Here is a 19,010-nt window from a genome sequence, read left to right as displayed (position 1 = left end):
GGTGCGGCGTCCGCGGTGCCCGGCTCAGCCCACGGGCAGGGCGTCGAGCAGCGGCGCCACGACGACGCGGTCCCGCCCGGCGGCCTTCGCGGCGTAGAGGGCCGCGTCGGCCGCGGCCAGCAGCGCGGCCGGGTCGGCGCCGTCGGCCGGCGCCTCGGCGACGCCCACGCTGACCGTCACGGCGCACGGGCCGGCAGGGCCCTCTTGGGTCAGCGCGGCGCAGCGGCGGCGGACGAGCTCGGCCCGCTCGGCCGCCTCCCGGCGCCCCGCGCCCGGCAGGACCAGGACGAACTCCTCACCGCCGAGGCGCGCGACCGTGTCGTCGGCGCGCGCGGCCGCGGCGAGCACCCGGGCGACCGACTGCAGCACCCGGTCGCCCGTGGCGTGGCCGTGCCGGTCGTTGACCGCCTTGAAGTGGTCGACGTCGACGACGAGCACGCTGACCGGCAGCTGCGCCGATGCCCCGGCCAGGCTGGACGGGAGGACCCGGTCCAGGTGCCGGCGGTTGTGCAGCCCGGTCAGCGGGTCGCGCACGGCCTCCTCGGCGAGCACGGCGCGCAGCCGCTCGACCTCCGCCACCTGCTCGGCCAGCTGCCGGTTCAGCTGCTCGACGGCCAGCCGGCGGTCCTGCTCCTCGGTCACGTCCCGCACCACGACGATCCGGCCCAGCGGGCGGCCGCGCGGGTCGCTGACCGCGGAGTCGCGCACGTCGAGCCAGACGCCCGGCGCCAGCTCGGCGAGCCGGCGCCCGTCCGCGGACGCCGTCCGGCCGAGCACCTCGACGGCGTGCGGCCCGGCGACCTCGTGCAGGTCCCGGCCGACGACGTCGGTGTCCATGCCGGGGCGCAGCCGCTCCAGCATCCGGACCGCCGCCGGGTTGACGTCGATGACCCGGCCCTCGGGGTCCATGACGAGGACGGCGTCGGGGACGGTGTCGACGACCTGGTCCCGGGCGACGGGGACGACCCGCAGCAGCCCGAGCCGGAACAGCGCCCAGCAGCTGAGCAGGCCGGTGACCAGGAAGAACAGCGGCGTGAAGTCGACGCCGTGCCCGTCGTTCTGCGCCGTGACCGCCAGGACGTTGCCCACGGTGGACAGCGCGCCGGTGCAGAGCAGGACGCCGATCTGCCGGCGGAAGACGCCCGCCGCGGTGCGCCACCGGCGGACCAGGTGCAGGTAGGCGGCCCCGAGCAGCAGGTAGGAGTACGCGGTGTGGGCCAGGAACACGGGCCCGAAGAGCACCTCGGTCACCGCCCCGGACCCCGGGCGGGAGATCACCAGCGCGTGGGTGGCCGGGAGCGCGGCGGTCAGCGCGACCAGCAGGGGCTCGACGGCGAAGAGGGCGGTCAGCCGGCGGCTCAACCGCCAGGAGGGGTCGGCGACGGTCCGCGCCAGCACGTGGTAGCCGACCACGACCACCCCGACGGCGGCGATCAGGACCGGCGGGTAGGCCACGCGGACCGGTTCGGCGTCGATCCCGTAGACGAGGGCGTCGGCCGTCGACCAGAGCGCGACGCCGGCCATCGTGACCGTCAGCGCGGTCGCGGCCGGGGTGCGGGAGCGGCGCTGCCAGGCCAGCACCGCGGTGACCACGGCGACCACCGCCGCGCAGGCGAACGCCGGCCACCACGGCTGCAGCGACATCCTGGTCCTCCCGGCCGGCGGGCCCGGGCGGCCCGCTCCCGACCGAGATCGGCGCGGACGCCCGCCGGCTGGACCCGCCTCCCCCGCACGGGGGAGGCGGGCCGGCGCTACGCGCCCGGCACCTCGCCGCTCACTGGGCGAGCATGTCGTCGGTCACCACGGACTCGGTGTCGGGGATGCCGAGGTCCTTGGCCCGCTTGTCGGCCATCGCGAGCAGCCGGCGGATCCGGCCGGCGACGGCGTCCTTGGTCATCGGCGGGTCGGCCCGCTGCCCGAGCTCCTCCAGCGAGGCCTGGCCGTGCTCGAGGCGCAGCCGGCCGGCCACGAGCAGGTGCTCCGGGGCGTCCTGGCCGAGGATCTCCAGCGCCCGCTCGACGCGCGCGCTGGCCGCCACCGCCGCCCGCGCCGACCGGCGCAGGTTGGCGTCGTCGAAGTTGGCCAGCCGGTTGGCGGTGGCCCGGACCTCGCGGCGCATCCGCCGCTCCTCCCACTGGAGGACGGCGTCGTGGGCGCCCATGCGGGTGAGCAGCGCGCTGATCGCGTCGCCGTCGCGCACCACCACGCGGTCGGCACCGCGGACCTCGCGGGCCTTGGCGGCGATCCCGAGCCGGCGGGCGGCGCCGACGAGGGCCATGGCGGCCTCGGGTCCGGGGCAGGTCACCTCGAGCGAGGACGACCGGCCGGGCTCGGTCAGCGACCCGTGGGCGAGGAAGGCGCCGCGCCAGGCCGCCTCGGCGTCGCCGATGCCCCCCGAGACGACCGACGGCGGCAGGCCGCGCACCGGGCGCCCGCGCTGGTCGACCAGGCCCGTCTGCCGGGCCAGCCCCTCCCCGTGCTTGGCGATGCGCACCAGGTAGCGGACGCCGCGGCGGATGTTGCCGCCGGCCAGCACGCTCACCCCGCTGGTGTAGCCGTAGACCTCGCTGATGTCGCGGCGCAGGCGGCGGGCCACCGACCCCGTGTCCAGCTCCGCCTCGATCACGACCCGGCCGCCCACGATGTGCAGACCTCCGGAGAAGCGCAGCAGGGCCGTGACCTCCGCCTTGCGCTCGGAGGTCCGCGAGCACTCCACGCGGGAGAGCTCGTCCTTCACCATCGCCGTCATCGCCACGTCGTCCACCCCCGACCGGTCACCGCTCGACCGTCCGTTCCCCCAGGGGTCATCCCCACCTCGTCCTCCCCCAGCAGTGCGGGGGACGCCGTGCCCGTCCCCCGGGTCGCTGCCTCCTCAGGCGCCATGTACGGCGTCCCCTCCCCCTCGTCCGTCCGTCCGCGCACGGAGCGGTCCGTCCCAGAACCCGATCCTCTCGGAACCCCGGCCGTGCCCGCCATGCGTCATGCCTCCGCGACCACGCCGGCGAGCGCCGCCGCGAGGCGCTCGGGGTCGTGCCGCGGCGCGCCCCCGGGCTCGGCCACCGGGGCCAGCACGAGGTCGGCGCCGCACTCGCGCACCGCTGACAGGAGACCACAGCGGTCAACCACCGAGTCGACATCGGCGATCACGGTGTGCAGCGCCACTCCGCCCAGATGCGCCTGCAGGACCCGCAGGTGCTCCTCCGGGGAGAACCCGTCCGTCTCCCCCGGCTGCGGCTCGAGGTTGAGGACGACGACCACCCGGGCCGGGCTCTCGGCCAGCGCCCGCCGCAGCCGCGGCACCAGCAGGTGCGGGAGCACCGAGGTGTACCAGGACCCCGGCCCCAGCGAGACGACGTCGGCCGAGGCGATCGCCTCCAGCACGTCGGGGTGCACCGGCGGGTCGGCCGGCGAGACGAGGATGTCGCGCACCCGGCCGGGCGTGGAGGCGATGGCGACCTGACCGCGGATCGTCCGGGTGCGGGCGGGGTCGTCGGGGTCGACGGTCTCGACGCGCGCGACGAGGTCCAGCGGGACGTCGGCCATCGGCAGCACCCGCCCGCAGGCCCCCAGCAGCTCGCACAGGCTGTCCAGCGCCCGCACGGTGTCGCCGCCGTGCAGCTCCGCCAGGCCGGTCAGGACGAGGTTGCCGACCGGGTGCCCGGCGAGCACGCCGGTGCCGCCGAGCCGGTGCTGCAGCAGCGCCGTCATCTCGTTGCGGCGCCCGTCGTCACCGGCGAGCGCGGCCAGCGCCATCCGCAGGTCCCCGGGCGGCAGGACGGGCATCTCGCGGCGGATCCGGCCCGAGGAGCCGCCGTCGTCGGCCACCGTCACCACGGCCGTCAGCTCCGGCGTGATCCGCCGCCAGGCGCCGAGGGCCGCGGCCAGCCCGTGCCCGCCACCGAAGGCGACGACGCGGGGAGCGGCCCCCACTACTCCCGCCCCAGGTCGCGGTGCTGCGCCACGGCCTGCACGCCGTCGGCGGCCAGCCGGCGGGCGAACTCCTCGGCGATGGCGACGCTGCGGTGCTTGCCGCCGGTGCAGCCGACGGCGAGGGTCAGGTAGCGCTTGCCCTCGCGGCGGTAGCCGGGGATGAGCAGCCGCAGCACGTCGAGGTAGCGGTCGATGAACGGCTCGGCGTCCTCCTGGCCGAGCACGTAGTCGCGCACGTCGGCGTCCTGGCCGGTGTGCGACCGCAGCGCCGGCACCCAGTGCGGGTTGGGAAGGAACCGGGCGTCGACGACGAGGTCGGCGTCCAGCGGCAGCCCGTACTTGAACCCGAAGCTGAGCACGGTCGCCGTCAGCGGCGGCGCCTGCCCCTCCCGCGCGAACGCGTTCTCCAGGGTGGCGCGCAGCTGGTGGACGTTGAGGTCGCTCGTGTCGACCCACAGGTCGGCGTCGCCGGCGATGCCGGTGAGCAGCGCCCGCTCGGCGGCGATGCCGTCGATCAGCCGGCCGCTGCCCTGCAGGGGGTGCTCCCGGCGGTTGGACTCGTACCGGCGGACGAGCACCTCGTCGCGGGCGTGCACGTACAGCACCCGGGGCCGGTGGCCGGCGGTGGCCAGCGACCGGATCGACTCCTGCAGGTCGCTGGAGAACGCCCGGCTGCGCACGTCGACGATCGCGGCGAAGCGCCGCAGGTCGCCGCGGGCCCCGAGCTCGACCATCGGCTGCAGCAGCGCCGGCGGCAGGTTGTCGACGACGTAGAAGCCGAGGTCCTCCAGGACGCGGCCGGCGGTGTTCTTGCCGGCGCCGGACAGGCCGGTGACGACCACGACGTCGAGCGGCGCGGTCTCGGTGCTCGTGGGGTCGGCCGGGGGCGCGACGTCCCGCTGCGGCCCGGCCTGTTGGCTGCTGCCCCCCTCGGGCGGGTACGTCACGAGGCGACCTCGCCCACGGCCACGACGCGGCCCACCTCGGCGGTGCCGCCCGCGCCCGGCTGCGGGGTGCCGCGCTCGGCGGGACCCTCCGGCGCGAGCGTGGACTCGACCGGCTCGGCCGCCTCCGCCGCCTCGGCCGCGTCGACCGCCTCCCCGGGCTCGGCCACGGCGGCCATGACCGCCTCCGCCGTCCGCCGGCCGATGCCGGGCACCTCCACGAGCTCCTCCAGGGTCGCGGCGCGCAGCCGCTTGAGTGATCCGAAGCGCTTCATCAGCGCCTTGCGCCGGGTGTCGCCCAGGCCGGGGACGTCGTCCAACAGGGAGACCAGCATGCTGGCCGAGCGCTTCTGCCGGTGGTAGGTGATCGCGAAGCGGTGGGCCTCGTCACGCACCCGCTGCAGCAGGTACAGCGCCTCGGAGGTGCGCGGCAGGATCACCGGGTCGGACTCCCCCGGCAGCCACACCTCCTCCATCCGCTTTGCCAGCCCGCAGACGGCGACGTCGACCACGCCCAGCTCGTCGAGGGACCGGGCCGCCGCTGCCACCTGCGGGGCGCCGCCGTCGACCACGAGCAGGTTCGGCGGGTAGGCGAAGCGGCGCGGCCGGCCCTCCTCCGCGGCGACCCCCTGCTCGTCCCGCCGGTCGGCCTCCTCCTTGAGGTGCCGGGCGAAGCGGCGCCGCACGACCTCGGCCATCGCCGCGGTGTCGTCGGTTCCGTGTGTGACGGAGAAGCGCCGGTAGTCCGACTTCTTCGCCAGGCCGTCCTCGAACACCACCATCGAGGCCACCACGTTGGTGCCCTGCACGTGCGAGACGTCGATGCACTCGATCCGCAGCGGTGCCTCGGGCAGCTCGAGCGCCTCCTGCAGCTCCGACAGCGCCAGCGAGCGCGCGGTGAGGTCGCTGGAGCGCTTCACCCGGTGCCGGGCGAAGGCCTCCTTGGCGTTGCGCTCGACGGTCTCCAGCAGCGAACGCTTGTCCCCGCGCTGGGGCACCCGCAGGCTCACCCGGCTGCCGCGCAGCTCGCTGAGCAGGTCCTCGTAGACGTCGGCGTCGGCCGGCAGCTCGGGGACGAGGACCTCCTTGGGCACGGCCTCCCCCGGCTCGGACGCCCCGGTCTGCTCGTCGACGCCGCCGTAGACCTGCAGCAGGAACTGCTCCACCAGCTCGCCGGTGCCGATCTCCTCGACCTTGTCGATGATCCAGCCGCGCTGGCCGCGCACCCGTCCGCCGCGGACGTGGAAGACCTGGACGGCGGCCTCGAGGTCGTCCTGCGCGAAGGCGACCACGTCGGCGTCGGTGCCGTCGCCGAGGACGACGGCCTGCTTCTCCATCGCCCGGTTCAAGGCGCCCAGGTCGTCGCGCAGCCGGGCGGCCTTCTCGTACTCCATCGCCTCGGCCGCCTCGGCCATCTCGCGCTCGAGGCGCTTGACCATGAGGTCGGTGCGGCCGGCCATGAAGTCGCAGAAGTCGTCGACGATCCGCCGGTGCTCCTCGGCGCTCACCCGGCCCACGCAGGGGGCGGCGCACTTGCCGATGTAGCCCAGCAGGCACGGCCGGCCGATCTGGCCGGCGCGCTTGAAGACGCCGGTGGAGCAGGTGCGGGCGGGGAAGACGCGGGTCAGCGTGTCGAGGGTCTCGCGGATGGCCCAGGCGTGGGCGTAGGGACCGAAGTACCGGACACCCTTCCGCTTGGGGCCGCGCATGACCTGCAGCCGCGGGTACTCCTCGTTCAGCGTCACGGCCAGCGACGGGTAGCTCTTGTCGTCGCGGTAGCGGACGTTGAAGCGGGGGTCGAACTCCTTGATCCAGTTGTACTCGAGCTGCAGCGCCTCGACCTCGGTGCCGACCACGGTCCACTCCACGCTGGCCGCGGTGGTGACCATCTGGCGGGTGCGCGGGTGCAGGCCGGCGACGTCGGCGAAGTAGCTGTTCAGGCGCTGGCGGAGGCTCTTGGCCTTGCCCACGTAGATGACCCGGCCGTTCGGGTCGCGGAACTTGTAGACCCCCGGGGACTCGGGGATGCTGCCGACCGCTGGGCGGTACGAGGACGGGTCGGGCATGCCTCCCACACTAGGTCGCGGGGACGACACGCCGGAGCCGTGAGGGACCCGTCCGCCCCGCGTGTCACAGCAGTTGCCGGATGAGGGCGCGCACGACGGGAGCGGGACCCGTGGGCCCCGCTCCCGTGTCGGAGGTCAGGCGGTCAGCCGACCGGCTGGGACCGCCGCACCGCGACCGCGGTGGGCACACGCGCGGCGACGGCCGAGGCCCCGCGGGCGGCGAGGCGGACGCCGCGGCGGGTGAGCGCCACGGCCGCGAGCAGGCCCACCGGGACGGCGACGAAGTCGAACGCGTCTGCGACGACGTCCTTCGTGACGACGAGGATCGACAGGCCGAGGACGGCGACGAGCACCATCGCGGAGAGGAGCCCGGAGCCCGGCCGGCCCTTGCCCTGCCACGGCTGCCCGCAGTGGCTCATGTCCGGGTCGCAGTCGGGCGTGAGTGCGCTCATCGCGGCCTCCTCGTTTCCGGCACAGGGGTGTCCCGGTGACGTCAGTCACAGGGACTGTACGCCGCGCGTGATGTCTCTCACAAGTCGTCCGGCGTCACCCGCGGGTGTCGTCCGGGGCTCCCTTGACGGCCAGCACCGGGCAGTCCACCTGCAGCAGCACCCGCTGCGCCGCGCTGCCGGTGAGCAGCTTCCCGACCGCGCTGCGTCTCCGCAGCCCGATGACCACGAGCTCGGCGCCCGTCTCGGCCGCGGTCGCGGTCAGCTCCTCGGCGACGTCCCGGCCGATCGGCTGCCGCAGCTCGGCCGGCATGCCGCTGACGGTCAGCTCGTCCTGCAGGCGGCGCAGCGCGTCGCCCTGCACGTAATCCTCGTCGACGAGCGCGTCGCCCAGCGTGCTGTTGACGACGACGAGCCGGGCGCCCCGCCGCCGGGCCTCGTCGATCCCGTGCGCCAGCGCCGCCTGCCCCCGCGGCGTGGGCACGTACCCGACGACCACCACCCGCTCCGCGCCGGTCACCGGTCCTGCCCGCCGTCGTGCCGTGCCGCCGCGGGCTCCCGGTGCCGCAACCCCGAGCCCTCCTGCAGCTCCTCCGGGGTGGCCCGGCGGCCGCGGACCACCCGCAGCACGATCGGGACGACCAGCGCCAGCAGCGCCAGGACCAGCACCACCCGGCTGAACCACGTGTCGACCAGGACGCCGAGGTCCCCGCTGCTGATCGCCAGCGCACGGCGGAGGTTGGTCTCCGCGACCGGCCCGAGGATCAGCCCGATGACGGCCGGGGCGACCGGCCAGCCGTAGCGGCGCATGACGAATCCGAGCAGGCCGAGTACCAGCAGGAGCACCAGGTCCAGCGGGTCGGCGTTCACCGCGTAGGAGCCGAGCGAGGCGAACATCAGGATGCCCGCGTACAGGTAGGGCCGCGGGATGCGCAGCAGCTTCACCCACACGCCGGCCAGCGGCAGGTTGAGCACCAGCAGCATGAGGTTGCCGATCAGCAGGGAGGCGATCAGCGTCCACACCAGGCTCGACTCGGTGGTGAGCAGCGTCGGCCCGGGCTGGATGCCGTAGCCCTGGAAGGCCGCGAGGATGATCGCCGCCGTCGCCGAGGTGGGCAGACCGAGGGTCAGCAGCGGCACGAGGACTCCGGCGGCCGCGGCGTTGTTGGCCGCCTCCGGGCCGGCGACGCCCTCGATCGCGCCCTTGCCGAACTCCTCGGGGTGCTTGCTGAGCTTCCGCTCGGTCGCGTATGACAGGAACGTCGGGATCTCGGCGCCGCCGGCGGGCAGGGCACCCAGCGGGAACCCGTACGCCGTCCCCCGCAGCCAGGGGCCCACCGAGCGGCGCAGGTCCGACCGGGTCAGGTAGCGCCCGGAGGCCTGCATGACCTGGACGGGCCCGCGGCGCAGCCGGGAGGCGACGTAGAGCGCCTCGCCCACGGCGAACAGGGCGACGGCCACGACCACGACGTCGATGCCGTCGGCCAGCTGGGGGACGCCGAGGGTGAACCGCTCCTGCCCGGTGAGGACGTCGGTGCCGACCAGCCCGAGGTAGAGACCGACGCCCAGCGAGGCCAGCCCGCGCAGCGGCGAGGAGCCCAGGACGGTGGCCACCGCGACGAAGGCCAGCACGGCGAGGGCGAAGTAGTCGGCCGGCGTGATGCCGATGGCGAGGTCGACGACGGTCGGGGCGACCAGCGCGAGCAGCAGCGTGGCGATGGTGCCGGCGACGAACGAGCCGATGGCCGCGGTGGCCAGCGCGGCCGCCCCGCGTCCCGCCTTGGCCATCTTGTTGCCCTCGAGCGCGGTCATGATCGAGCTCGACTCGCCCGGGGTGTTCAGCAGGATCGACGTCGTCGACCCGCCGTACATGCCGCCGTAGTAGATGCCGGCGAACATGATGAAGGCGCTGGTCGGCTCGAGGGCGTAGGTGACCGGCAGCAGCAGCGCGACGGTCATCGCCGGGCCGATGCCGGGCAGGACGCCGACCGCGGTCCCCAGGACGACGCCGATGAGGGCGAAGACCAGGTTGACCGGGGTCAGCGCGTCGGCGAGGCCGCCGAGGAGGTCGGAGAGCGCCATCAGAGCCAGTCGGTGGCCAGCTCGAGGAGCGTCCCGCCCGGCAGCGCCACGTTCAGCGCCTTGACGAAGACGATCCACACGACGACCGAGGAGATCCCTCCGGCCAGCAGCGGCCGCACGACGCCGCGGGCGCCGAGGGCCCAGGCGACGGCGGCGAACATCAGCGTGACCGCGAGCGGCCAGCCGATGACGTTGATCAGCAGTGCGTGGGCGAGGAACGCGACCACCACCACCGCCACGGCGCGCCAGTCGGTGCCGGCGGTCGGGTCGACGTCCTCGCTCTCGTCGGCCGGGCCGCGGTCGCCCCGCAGCACGCGGAAGCCGAGCGCCAGCGCCGTCGCGATGACCACCCCACCGATCAGGTAGGGGAAGAACCGCGGTCCGATGGTGTTCGCCGAGCCCGGGACGGCGATGTTGGCCGCGTCGAGGACCAGGTAGAGCCCCAGCGCCAGGAGCAGCGCGGTGAGCGCGAGCTCGCCGTTGCTGCGGCCCTGGGGCGGGGCGCCCCCGGTCCCGGTGTCCGGGCCGGCCGCTGTGCTCACCGGACGAGGCCGATCTGCTGCAGCACCCCGCGCACCCGCTCCTCCTCCGCGGCGAGGAACTCGCCGTAGTCGTCGCCGGTCAGCAACTGGTCGTCCCAGCCGTTGTTCTCCAGTGCGTCGGCCCACTCGTCGGTGTCGTGGGCGTCGACGACGAGCTGGATCAGGTCCTCCCGGGCCTGGTCGCTCATGCCGGGCCGGGCCATGAGACCGCGCCAGTTCGAGACCTCGACCTCGAACCCCGACTCGACGAGCGTGGGGACCTCGGGCACCTGGTCCGAGCGCTCGGGCGTCGAGACGGCCAGCCCGACGAGGTCGCCGGACTGCACCTGGGGGCCGTAGTCCGCGGTGCCGGAGATGCCGGCCGCGACCTGGTTCCCCAGCAGGGCGGCGAGGGACTCACCGCCACCGGAGTAGGCGATGTAGTTGATCTCGGCGGGGTCGATGCCGGCGGCCTGGGCGAGCAGGCCGGCCAGGATCTGGTCGGTGCCGCCGGCCGAGCCTCCGGCGATGGGGGTGCCCCGGGGGTCGGCGGCCCAGGCCTCGACGAAGCCGCCGATGTCGTCGTAGGGGGCGTCGGCCGGCGCGACGATGAGCTCGGGCTCGCCGATCAACCGCGCGATCGGCGTGACGTCGGTGAGGCGGGTGCTCGAGTCGTTGGTGTCGACGGCGCCCACCATGACCAGGCCCATCATCATGAGCAGGGCGTCGTCGTCCTCGCGGGCGAGCTGGCCCAGGCCGATCGTGCCGCCGGCGCCCTCGACGTTGAAGACCTGGACGTTGCGGGCGATGCCGCTGGTCTGGATGACGCGCTGCAGCACGCGGGCCGTCGTGTCCCAGCCGCCGCCGGGGCTGGCCGGCGCCATCACCCGCAGCCGGGAGAGATCACCGGGCCGGACCACCGTGCCGGCGCAGGAAGCCAGCGCGCCCAGCGCCGGCACTGCGAGGGCGCCGGCGAGGAAGGACCTGCGGCTCAGCGCCACGAGCACCTCCAGCGGGTTCGGGAGTGGTGCCGAGGTCACCGTAGGCCCGGCGGCTGCCGCGCGCGCGTCGTCACCGGCCCTCCGGCAGCGGGTCGGGGACCACGGACCACGGACCACGCCGCCCGCCGGCCCCGGTGCGCCGACGTGCGTCACAGGCCGAGCTCCCGGTCCAGCGCCAGGTTGAGCTCGAGCACCCGGACGTGCGGTGCGCCGATGAAGCCGAGGTCCCGGCCGGAGGTGGCGTCGTCGACGAGGTCGCGGACGGCGGCCGGGTCGGCCCCGCGGGCCTCGGCGACGCGTTCGACCTGGATCTCGGCGTACTCCGGGGAGATGTCGGGGTCCAGGCCCGAGGCCGACGCGGTGACCGCGTCCGCCGGCACGTCCGCCCGAGCCACCCCGTTGAACGCCGCCACCTCCGCCCGGCGCTGCTCGACGAGCTCCACCAGCTCCGGCGCGTTCGGCCCGAGGTTCGAGCCCCCGGACGCCGCCCCGTCGTGGTCCGACGCCGACGGGCGGGACTGGAAGTACTGCGGCAGCGGCGCGCCGTCGGCGTCGGTGAAGGCCTGGCCGACCAGCGCGGCGCCCACCACCTCGCCGTCCACCTGGACGAGCGAGCCGTCGGCCCGGCCGGGCACGAGGAGCTGGGCGAGACCGGTGACCGCGAGCGGGTAGCCCAGGCCGAGGACGACGGTGGCGACGAGCAGGAGGCGGACGGCGGCCACCAGCTGGCGGCCCGAGCGCAGGGCAGGCATCACGCGATCCCGGGGACGAGGGAGACGAGCAGGTCGATGAGCTTGATCCCGGCGAAGGGGGCGAGCACGCCACCGAGGCCGTAGACCAGGAGGTTGCGGCGCAACATCGCCGACGCCGAGGCCGGCCGGTAGCGCACGCCGCGCAGGGCCAGCGGCACCAGCGCGACGATGACCAGCGCGTTGAAGACGACCGCGGACAGGATCGCCGACTCGGGCGAGGCCAGCCGCATGACGTCCAGCGCCGCGAGCCCGGGGACCGAGCCGGCGAACATGGCCGGCAGGATCGCGAAGTACTTCGCCAGGTCGTTGGCGAGGGAGAAGGTGGTCAGCGCGCCGCGGGTGATGAGCAGCTGCTTGCCGATCTCGACGACCTCGATGAGCTTCGTCGGGTCGGAGTCGAGGTCCACCATGTTGCCGGCCTCCTTGGCCGCCGACGTCCCGGTGTTCATCGCCACCCCGACGTCGGCCTGCGCGAGCGCGGGGGCGTCGTTGGTGCCGTCGCCGGTCATGGCCACCAGCCGGCCGCCCTCCTGCTCGCGGCGGATCAGCGCCAGCTTGTCCTCGGGGGTCGCCTCGGCCAGGACGTCGTCGATGCCGGCCTCGGCGGCGATGGCGCGGGCGGTGCGCTCGTTGTCGCCGGTGACCATCACGGTGCGGATGCCCATCCGGCGCAGCTCGGCGAAGCGCCCGGCCATGCCCGCTTTGACGACGTCCTTGAGGTGGACGACGCCGAGCACCCGGGCGCCGGCCGGACCGTCCTCGGCGAGCACCAGCGGCGTCCCGCCCGAGGCGGAGACGCCGTCGACGACCTCGCCGACCTCGGCCGGCACCGTGCCGCCGAGCGACCGGACCCAGCCGGTGACCGCGCCGGCGGCGCCCTTGCGCAGCTGCCGGCCGTCGGGCAGGTCGACGCCGCTCATCCGGGTCTGCGCGGTGAACGGCACGAACCGGGCGCCGGGCAGGTCGTCGCGCGCACGCAGGCCGTACCGCTCCTTGGCGAGCACGACGACGCTGCGGCCCTCGGGCGTCTCGTCGGCCAGCGACGCGAGCTGGGCGGCGTCGGCCACCTCGGCCTCGGTCACCCCCGCGGCCGGCACGAACTCCGCCGCCTGCCGGTTGCCGAGCGTGATGGTGCCGGTCTTGTCGAGCAGGAGGGTGTTCACGTCGCCGGCGGCCTCGACCGCACGGCCGCTCGTCGCCAGCACGTTGCGCTGCACCAGCCGGTCCATCCCGGCGATGCCGATCGCCGAGAGCAGCGCGCCGATCGTGGTCGGGATGAGGCAGACGACCAGCGCGACGAGGACGGTCACCGACTGACCGGCGCCGGAGTACAGGGCCAGCGGCTGCAGGGTGACCACGACCAGCAGGAACACGATGGTGAGCGAGGCCAGCAGGATGTTGAGCGCGACCTCGTTCGGCGTGCGCTGCCGCTGCGCGCCCTCGACCAGGGCGATCATCCGGTCGACGAACGTCTCCCCCGGCCGGCTGGTGATCTGCACGACGATCCGGTCCGACAGCACCGTCGTGCCGCCCGTGACCGCCGACCGGTCGCCGCCGGACTCGCGGATGACCGGCGCGGACTCCCCGGTGATGGCCGACTCGTCGACGCTGGCGATGCCCTCGACGACGTCGCCGTCCCCCGGCACCACCTGACCCGCGGCCACCACGACGCGGTCCCCGGGGCGCAGGTCGGCAGCGGGGACCTCGGTGCCGTCGACGCGGACGGCGACGGTCGTCGTCCGGGCCCGGCGCAGCGTCGCCGCCTGGGCCCGGCCGCGGCCCTCCGCCACCGCTTCGGCGCCGTTGGCGAACAGCACGGTCAGCCACAGCCACGCCGCCACGAGCCAGCCGAACACCGACGGGTCGGCGACCGCCAGCACGGTGGTGGAGACCGAGCCGACCCAGACGACGAACACGACCGGCTGGCGCACCAGCCCGCGGGGGTCCAGCTTGCGCACGGCGCCGGCCAGCGCCGGTCCCCACGGCACGGTCGTCCCCCGCGGCGTGCGCGACCCCGGGGTCTGCACGGGCCTGCGGTCCAGTGCGGCGGTCATGACAGTCCTTCCGCGATGGGCCCGAGCGAGAGCGCGGGCAGGTAGGTGAGGCCGACGACGACGAGGACGACGGCGCCGAGCAGGCCCGCGAACAGCGGGCGGTGGGTGGGCAGCGTCCCGGCGGTGACCGGCGCCCGCCCCTGGGCGGCGAGCCGCCCGGCCATGGCGAGGACGAACACGATCGGCAGGAACCGGCCCAGCGCCATCGCGAGGCCGAGCGCGACGTCGTAGAAGGTCGTGTCCGCCGACAGCCCGGCGAAGGCCGAGCCGTTGTTGTTGCCGGCCGAGGTGAAGGCGTACAGGACCTCCGAGAGGCCGTGCGGGCCCTCGTTCAGCAGCGACCCGCGGCCGGTGTCGGTCGCGAGCGCCACCGCGGTCCCGGTGAGCACCACCGCGGGCGTGACCAGCACGTACAGCGAGGCCAGCGTCATCTCGCGCCGGCCCAGCTTCTTGCCCAGGTACTCCGGCGTCCGCCCGACCATCAGGCCGGCGACGAAGACCGTGACGACCGCGAGGACGAGCAGCCCGTAGAGGCCGGAGCCCACGCCGCCGGGCGCGACCTCGCCCAGCATCATGTTCGCCATCGTCAGCAGCCCGCCGGCCGGCGTGTAGCTGTCGTGCATGGAGTTGACCGCGCCGGTCGAGGTGAGCGTGGTGGCGGCGCCGAACAGCGCCGACAGCGGCCCGCCGAAGCGGACCTCCTGCCCCTCCGCGGCGGCGCCGGCCAGCTGCAGCGCCGCGCCGCCGGCCCGGGCCTGCGCCCAGGTGGTCAGCGCCAGCGACGTGGCGGCGAGCCCGGCCATCACGCCGGCGATCGCCAGCCCCTGCCGCCGGTCACCGACCATGCGGCCGAAGGTGCGGGGCAGCGAGAAGGGGATGACCAGCATCAGGAAGACCTGGAACAGCGAGACCCAGGCGCTCGGGCCCTCGAAGGGGTGCGCGGAGTTGGCGTTGAAGAAGCCACCGCCGTTGGTGCCCAGCTGCTTGATCGCCTCCTGCGAGGCGACCGGCCCGCCGGGCACGTGCTGCGTCCCGCCGGCCAGGGTGGCCGCGTCGGTGCCCGACGACAGGTTCTGGACGACGCCGCCGAGCACGAGCACCAGGGCGGCGACGGTCGCCAGCGGGAGGAGCAGCCGGGTGACCGCGCGGGTGACGTCGACCCAGACGTTGCCCAGCTGCTCGGTGCGGGTGCGGGCGAAGCCGCGGACGAGTGCCACGGCGACCGCGAGGCCCACCGCCGCCGACACGAAGTTCTGCACCGCCAGGCCGGCCATCTGGACGAGGTGCCCCATGGTCGACTCGCCGGCGTAGCCCTGCCAGTTCGTGTTGGTCACGAAGCTGACCGCGGTGTTCCAGGCCGAGGAGGGCTCCACGGCGGACATCCCGTTGCTCCCCGGCAGGTGACCCTGGACCCGCTGCAGCAGGTAGACCAGCAGCACCCCGGCCAGCGAGAACGCCAGGACCCCGCGCAGGTACACCGGCCAGCGCTGCTCGGCACCCGCGTCGACGCCGACCAGCCGGTACACCGCCCGCTCGACCCGCCGGTGCCGGGCGTCGGTGAACACCCGGGCCATCCGGTCCCCGAGCGGCCGGTGCACCGCGACCAGCGCCGCCACGAGCAGCCCGGCCTGCAGCCACCCGGCGGCCGTGCTGCTCATCAGAACCGCTCCGGGAACAGCAGCGCGGCGAGCAGGTAGAGCACCAGCCCGACCGCGACGGCGAGCCCGACCCACTGGGCGACGTCGCTCACAGCCGCCCCACCCCCCGCGCGACGAGCGCCAGCAGTCCGAAGACGGCCGGCGTCAGCAGCACGAACACCACGTCACCCACGACGTCGCACCCTCGATCCGTCCCGGCGGCCGGCTCTGACGCCGACCGCACCGGGGCGGGACGCTAGGAGCGCCGGCAGGCCGGGTGGGCGGTCTTGACGGGTCCCTGACGCGGCCGGGTCACCCCTTGACGCGATCCTGACGCCGGCCGCCGCCGCACCGGCCCCGGGCGGGGCGATCATGGTCGCCATGACCCCGGTTGGGAGCGGTGCCCGCGGCACGCTGCGCGTCTACCTGGGCGCCGCACCCGGCGTGGGCAAGACCTTCGCCGCGCTCGGGGAGGCCCACCGCCGGGCCTCCCGCGGCGCGGACGTCGTCGTCGGCCTGGTCGAGACGCACGGCCGGCCGCGCACCGCCGAGCAGCTCGCCGGGCTGGAGGTGCTGCCGCGGCGCCGCGTCGCCCACCGCGGGGTCGTCCTCGAGGAGCTGGACGTCGACGCGGTGCTGGCCCGCCGGCCGGACTGGGTCGTCGTCGACGAGCTGGCGCACACCAACGCCCCGGGCTCGCGGCACGCCAAGCGCTGGGAGGACGTCGAGGAGCTGCTCGACGCCGGCCTCGACGTGATCAGCACCGTCAACGTGCAGCACCTGGAGAGCCTGACCGACGTCGTCGAGTCGATCACCGGCATCGCGCAGCAGGAGACCGTGCCGGACGACGTGGTGCGCCGCGCCGACCAGGTCGAGCTGGTGGACATGTCCCCCGAGGCGCTGCGCCGGCGGATGGCGCACGGCAACGTCTACCCCGCCGAACGGGTCGACGCCGCGCTGGCCAACTACTTCCGCGTCGGCAACCTGACCGCGCTGCGGGAGCTCGCGCTGCTGTGGCTGGCCGACCGGGTGGACGAGGGGCTGCGCCGGTACAAGGCCGAGCACGACATCGACTCCGTGTGGGAGGCCCGCGAGCGGGTCGTCGTCGCGCTGACCGGCGGGCCGGAGGGCGAGACGCTGATCCGCCGCGCCGCGCGGGTGGCGCGACGGGCGGGCAACGGCGTGCTGCTCGCCGTGCACGTCGTCTCCCCCGACGGGCTGACCGGCGCCTCGCCCGAGGCGCTGCGCGCCCAGCGCGAGCTGACCGAGAGCCTGGGCGGCACCTACCACCAGGTCGTCGCGGACGACGTCGCCGCGGCGCTGCTGGAGTTCGCCCGCGGCGCCGACGCCACCCAGCTCGTGGTCGGCACCAGCCGGCGCTCCCGGTGGGCGCGCGCCGTGCGCCGCGGGATCGGCGGTCAGGTCGTGGCCGACGCCGGGGAGATCGACGTCCACATCGTCACCCACGCGGCGGCCGGGTCCCGCGGCTGGCGGCTGCCGCCGCTGCGCGGCGCGCTGACCGCCCGGCGCCGCTGGTGGGGACTGGCCCTGGCGCTGGCCGGCGTGCCCGCGGTGACGGCGCTGTGCCTGACCGCCGGAGCCTCCCTGCCGGTCGCGCTGCTCGCCTTCCTGCTCGTGGTGCTGGCGGTGGCGCTGGTCGGCGGGCTGTGGCCGGCGCTCGCCGCCGCCGTGCTCGGCGGCCTGGCCGAGAACTGGTTCTTCGTCCCGCCGACCGGCGGCTTCACCGTCACCCGGCTCGACGACGTCGTGGCGCTCCTCGGTGGGCTCGTCGTCGCGGTCACCGTGGCGTCGGTCGTCGACCGCTCCGCCCGCCGGGCGACCGCGGCGGCGCGCTCGCGCGCGGAGACGGCGGTGCTCGCGTCGCTGTCCCGGTCGGTGCTCGCCGGCGACCGGACGCTGCCCGGCCTCCTGGAGCAGGTCCGCGAGGCCTTCGGCCTGCAGTCGGTGACCCTGGTGGAGCGCGAGGACGGCGCCGAGACGGTCGTGGGCACCTGCGGCGAGCGGACCGGGCCGGCCGTGGACGAGGTGGCACTCACCGGGACGCTGCTGCTGCGCTGGTGTGGCCGCGGGCTGGCGGCCGGCGAGCGGCGGGTGCTGGTGGCGTTCGCCGAGCAGGCGGCGGTGGCGCTGCAGCAGGGCCGGCTGGCCGCGCAGGCCGCCGAGGCCGACCGGCTCGCGGCCGGGAACAGCATGCGGACGGCGCTGCTGGCCGCCGTCAGCCACGACCTGCGCACCCCGCTGGCCGGGATCAAGGCCGCGTCGTCGGCGCTGCGCACCGGCGGCCTGCAGCTCACCGCTGCCGACCGCGAGGAGCTCGTGGCCACGGTGGACGAGTCCGCCGACCGGCTCACCGCGCTCGTCGACGACCTGCTGGACATGAGCAGGCTGCAGGCCGGCGCGGTGAGCCCGGTCCTGGCGCCGACCGACCTCCCCGACGTCGTCCACCGGGCCCTGGACGAGCTGGACGCGACCGGCCGGGCGCGGGTCGGCTGCGCATGGCCCGAGGACCTGCCGCCGGCCCTGGCCGACCCCGCCCTGGCCGAGCGCGTCGTCGCCAACCTCGTCGGCAACGCCGTGCGGCACGCCCCCACCGGACCGGTGACCGTGCGCGCCGGCGCGATCGGCGACCGGGTCGAGCTGCGGGTCGCCGACCGCGGGCCCGGGGTGCCCGAGGCCGACCGGGAGCGGGTGTTCGCGCCGTTCCAGCGGCTGGGCGACGCCCCCGCCGGGCAGGGGGTCGGCCTGGGCCTGGCGGTGGCCCGCGGGCTCGCCGAGGCGATGGGCGGCGCGCTGACCGCCGAGGACACCCCGGGCGGTGGCCTGACGATGGTGCTCGCCCTGCGCCCGGCGCCCGTGCCGGCCGTCGTCCCCGCGCGGTGAGCCGGGTCCTGGTCGTCGACGACGACCCGCAGCTGCTCCGTGCCCTGCGGATCACCCTGCGCGCGGCCGGGTACGAGGTGGTGACCGCCGCCGACGGGCGGACGGCGCTGTCCGAGGCGGCCGCCGGGCACCCCGACGTCGTCGTCCTGGACCTCGGCCTGCCGGACCTCGACGGCACCGAGGTGCTGGCCGGGCTGCGGCCCTGGTTCGGCGGCCCGGTGCTCGTGCTGTCCGCCCGCACCGACAGCACCGACAAGGTCGAGGCGCTGGACGCCGGCGCCGACGACTACGTCACGAAGCCCTTCGACATGGGCGAGCTGCTGGCCCGGCTGCGCGCCCTGCTGCGGCGCAACGCCACCGGACCCGGGGAGCCGGTGGTCACGACCGCTCACTTCACCGTCGACCTGGCCGCCAAGCAGGTCACCGTCGACGGCGGAGCGGTGCGGCTGACCCCGACGGAGTGGGCGCTGCTGGCCGAGCTCGTCCGCACGCCGGGCCGGCTGGTCGGCCAGCGGCACCTGCTGCAGGCCGTGTGGGGACCGGCCTACGAGAAGGAGACCCACTACCTGCGGGTCTACCTGAACCAGCTGCGCCGCAAGCTCGAGCCGGACCCGGCCCATCCTCGGTACCTGCGCACCGAGCCCGGCATGGGGTACCGCTTCACCCCGTGACC

At 75.5% G+C, this 19,010-nt stretch carries 17 protein-coding genes; 2 read left to right on the top strand and 15 right to left on the bottom strand.

Going from position 1 to position 19,010, the window contains the following annotated elements; genetic code table 11:
* Positions 1 to 24: 24 nt before the first annotated feature.
* From ACI8AX_RS12790 to ACI8AX_RS12720, 15 genes are all read right to left on the bottom strand, one after another.
* Positions 25 to 1,644: a histidine kinase N-terminal 7TM domain-containing diguanylate cyclase gene (locus ACI8AX_RS12790; RefSeq protein WP_456550200.1), complete on the bottom strand. Its 1,620-nt coding sequence runs from the start codon at positions 1,642 to 1,644 to the stop codon at positions 25 to 27.
* A 130-nt stretch (positions 1,645 to 1,774) separates the two neighbouring features.
* Complete coding sequence (whiA, locus tag ACI8AX_RS12785) at positions 1,775 to 2,764, bottom strand: DNA-binding protein WhiA (RefSeq protein ID WP_425330368.1); 990 nt, start codon at positions 2,762 to 2,764, stop codon at positions 1,775 to 1,777.
* A 215-nt stretch (positions 2,765 to 2,979) separates the two neighbouring features.
* Positions 2,980 to 3,930 carry a gluconeogenesis factor YvcK family protein gene (locus ACI8AX_RS12780; RefSeq protein WP_456550199.1) on the bottom strand — a complete coding sequence of 317 codons (951 nt, stop codon included), beginning with the start codon at positions 3,928 to 3,930 and terminating at the stop codon, positions 2,980 to 2,982.
* On the bottom strand, positions 3,930 to 4,877 hold the full coding sequence (rapZ, locus tag ACI8AX_RS12775; protein WP_456550198.1) for an RNase adapter RapZ: 948 nt from the start codon (positions 4,875 to 4,877) through the stop codon (positions 3,930 to 3,932). Before rapZ ends, ACI8AX_RS12780 begins: the two co-directional genes overlap by 1 nt.
* Positions 4,874 to 6,940, bottom strand: coding sequence for an excinuclease ABC subunit UvrC (gene uvrC, locus ACI8AX_RS12770; RefSeq protein ID WP_456550197.1), 2,067 nt, complete (start codon positions 6,938 to 6,940; stop codon positions 4,874 to 4,876). The genes rapZ and uvrC overlap by 4 nt, the downstream gene beginning before the upstream one ends.
* 143 nt (positions 6,941 to 7,083) lie before the next feature.
* Positions 7,084 to 7,392: a hypothetical protein gene (locus ACI8AX_RS12765; protein ID WP_456550196.1), complete on the bottom strand. Its 309-nt coding sequence runs from the start codon at positions 7,390 to 7,392 to the stop codon at positions 7,084 to 7,086.
* Positions 7,393 to 7,486: 94 nt separating this feature from the next.
* Entirely contained in the window at positions 7,487 to 7,909 is a 423-nt protein-coding gene (locus ACI8AX_RS12760) for a universal stress protein (protein ID WP_456550195.1), read from the bottom strand.
* Positions 7,906 to 9,471 carry a tripartite tricarboxylate transporter permease gene (locus ACI8AX_RS12755; RefSeq protein WP_456550194.1) on the bottom strand — a complete coding sequence of 522 codons (1,566 nt, stop codon included), beginning with the start codon at positions 9,469 to 9,471 and terminating at the stop codon, positions 7,906 to 7,908. Before ACI8AX_RS12755 ends, ACI8AX_RS12760 begins: the two co-directional genes overlap by 4 nt.
* Positions 9,471 to 10,013 (bottom strand): tripartite tricarboxylate transporter TctB family protein, encoded by a 543-nt coding sequence (locus ACI8AX_RS12750; RefSeq protein WP_456550193.1) that lies wholly within the window; start codon positions 10,011 to 10,013, stop codon positions 9,471 to 9,473. Before ACI8AX_RS12750 ends, ACI8AX_RS12755 begins: the two co-directional genes overlap by 1 nt.
* Complete coding sequence (locus ACI8AX_RS12745) at positions 10,010 to 11,032, bottom strand: Bug family tripartite tricarboxylate transporter substrate binding protein (protein ID WP_456550192.1); 1,023 nt, start codon at positions 11,030 to 11,032, stop codon at positions 10,010 to 10,012. The genes ACI8AX_RS12750 and ACI8AX_RS12745 overlap by 4 nt, the downstream gene beginning before the upstream one ends.
* A 110-nt stretch (positions 11,033 to 11,142) precedes the next feature.
* Positions 11,143 to 11,745 carry a potassium-transporting ATPase subunit KdpC gene (kdpC, locus tag ACI8AX_RS12740; RefSeq protein ID WP_456550191.1) on the bottom strand — a complete coding sequence of 201 codons (603 nt, stop codon included), beginning with the start codon at positions 11,743 to 11,745 and terminating at the stop codon, positions 11,143 to 11,145.
* The gene (gene kdpB / locus ACI8AX_RS12735; RefSeq protein WP_456550190.1) at positions 11,745 to 13,799 is read right to left on the bottom strand and encodes a potassium-transporting ATPase subunit KdpB; all 2,055 of its coding nucleotides are present in this window, start codon (positions 13,797 to 13,799) and stop codon (positions 11,745 to 11,747) included. The genes kdpC and kdpB overlap by 1 nt, the downstream gene beginning before the upstream one ends.
* Positions 13,796 to 15,457: a potassium-transporting ATPase subunit KdpA gene (gene kdpA / locus ACI8AX_RS12730; protein WP_456550189.1), complete on the bottom strand. Its 1,662-nt coding sequence runs from the start codon at positions 15,455 to 15,457 to the stop codon at positions 13,796 to 13,798. The genes kdpB and kdpA overlap by 4 nt, the downstream gene beginning before the upstream one ends.
* On the bottom strand, positions 15,457 to 15,549 hold the full coding sequence (gene kdpF / locus ACI8AX_RS12725; protein ID WP_456550188.1) for a K(+)-transporting ATPase subunit F: 93 nt from the start codon (positions 15,547 to 15,549) through the stop codon (positions 15,457 to 15,459). Before kdpF ends, kdpA begins: the two co-directional genes overlap by 1 nt.
* Complete coding sequence (locus tag ACI8AX_RS12720) at positions 15,546 to 15,680, bottom strand: hypothetical protein (protein WP_456550187.1); 135 nt, start codon at positions 15,678 to 15,680, stop codon at positions 15,546 to 15,548. Before ACI8AX_RS12720 ends, kdpF begins: the two co-directional genes overlap by 4 nt.
* Before the next feature lie 137 nt (positions 15,681 to 15,817).
* Here ACI8AX_RS12720 and ACI8AX_RS12715 point away from each other — a divergent pair, with 137 nt between their 5' ends.
* Together ACI8AX_RS12715 and ACI8AX_RS12710 are read left to right on the top strand one after the other, a co-directional pair.
* Positions 15,818 to 18,337: an ATP-binding protein gene (locus tag ACI8AX_RS12715; RefSeq protein WP_456550186.1), complete on the top strand. Its 2,520-nt coding sequence runs from the start codon at positions 15,818 to 15,820 to the stop codon at positions 18,335 to 18,337.
* Positions 18,334 to 19,008, top strand: coding sequence for a response regulator (locus ACI8AX_RS12710; protein WP_456550185.1), 675 nt, complete (start codon positions 18,334 to 18,336; stop codon positions 19,006 to 19,008). The genes ACI8AX_RS12715 and ACI8AX_RS12710 overlap by 4 nt, the downstream gene beginning before the upstream one ends.
* The last annotated feature ends 2 nt before the right edge of the window (positions 19,009 to 19,010 follow it).

This window comes from Blastococcus sp. SYSU D00813 (assembly GCF_054050735.1).
Note: the sequence above shows the minus strand (reverse complement) of the source record. Positions and strands in the feature narration are given on the sequence as shown.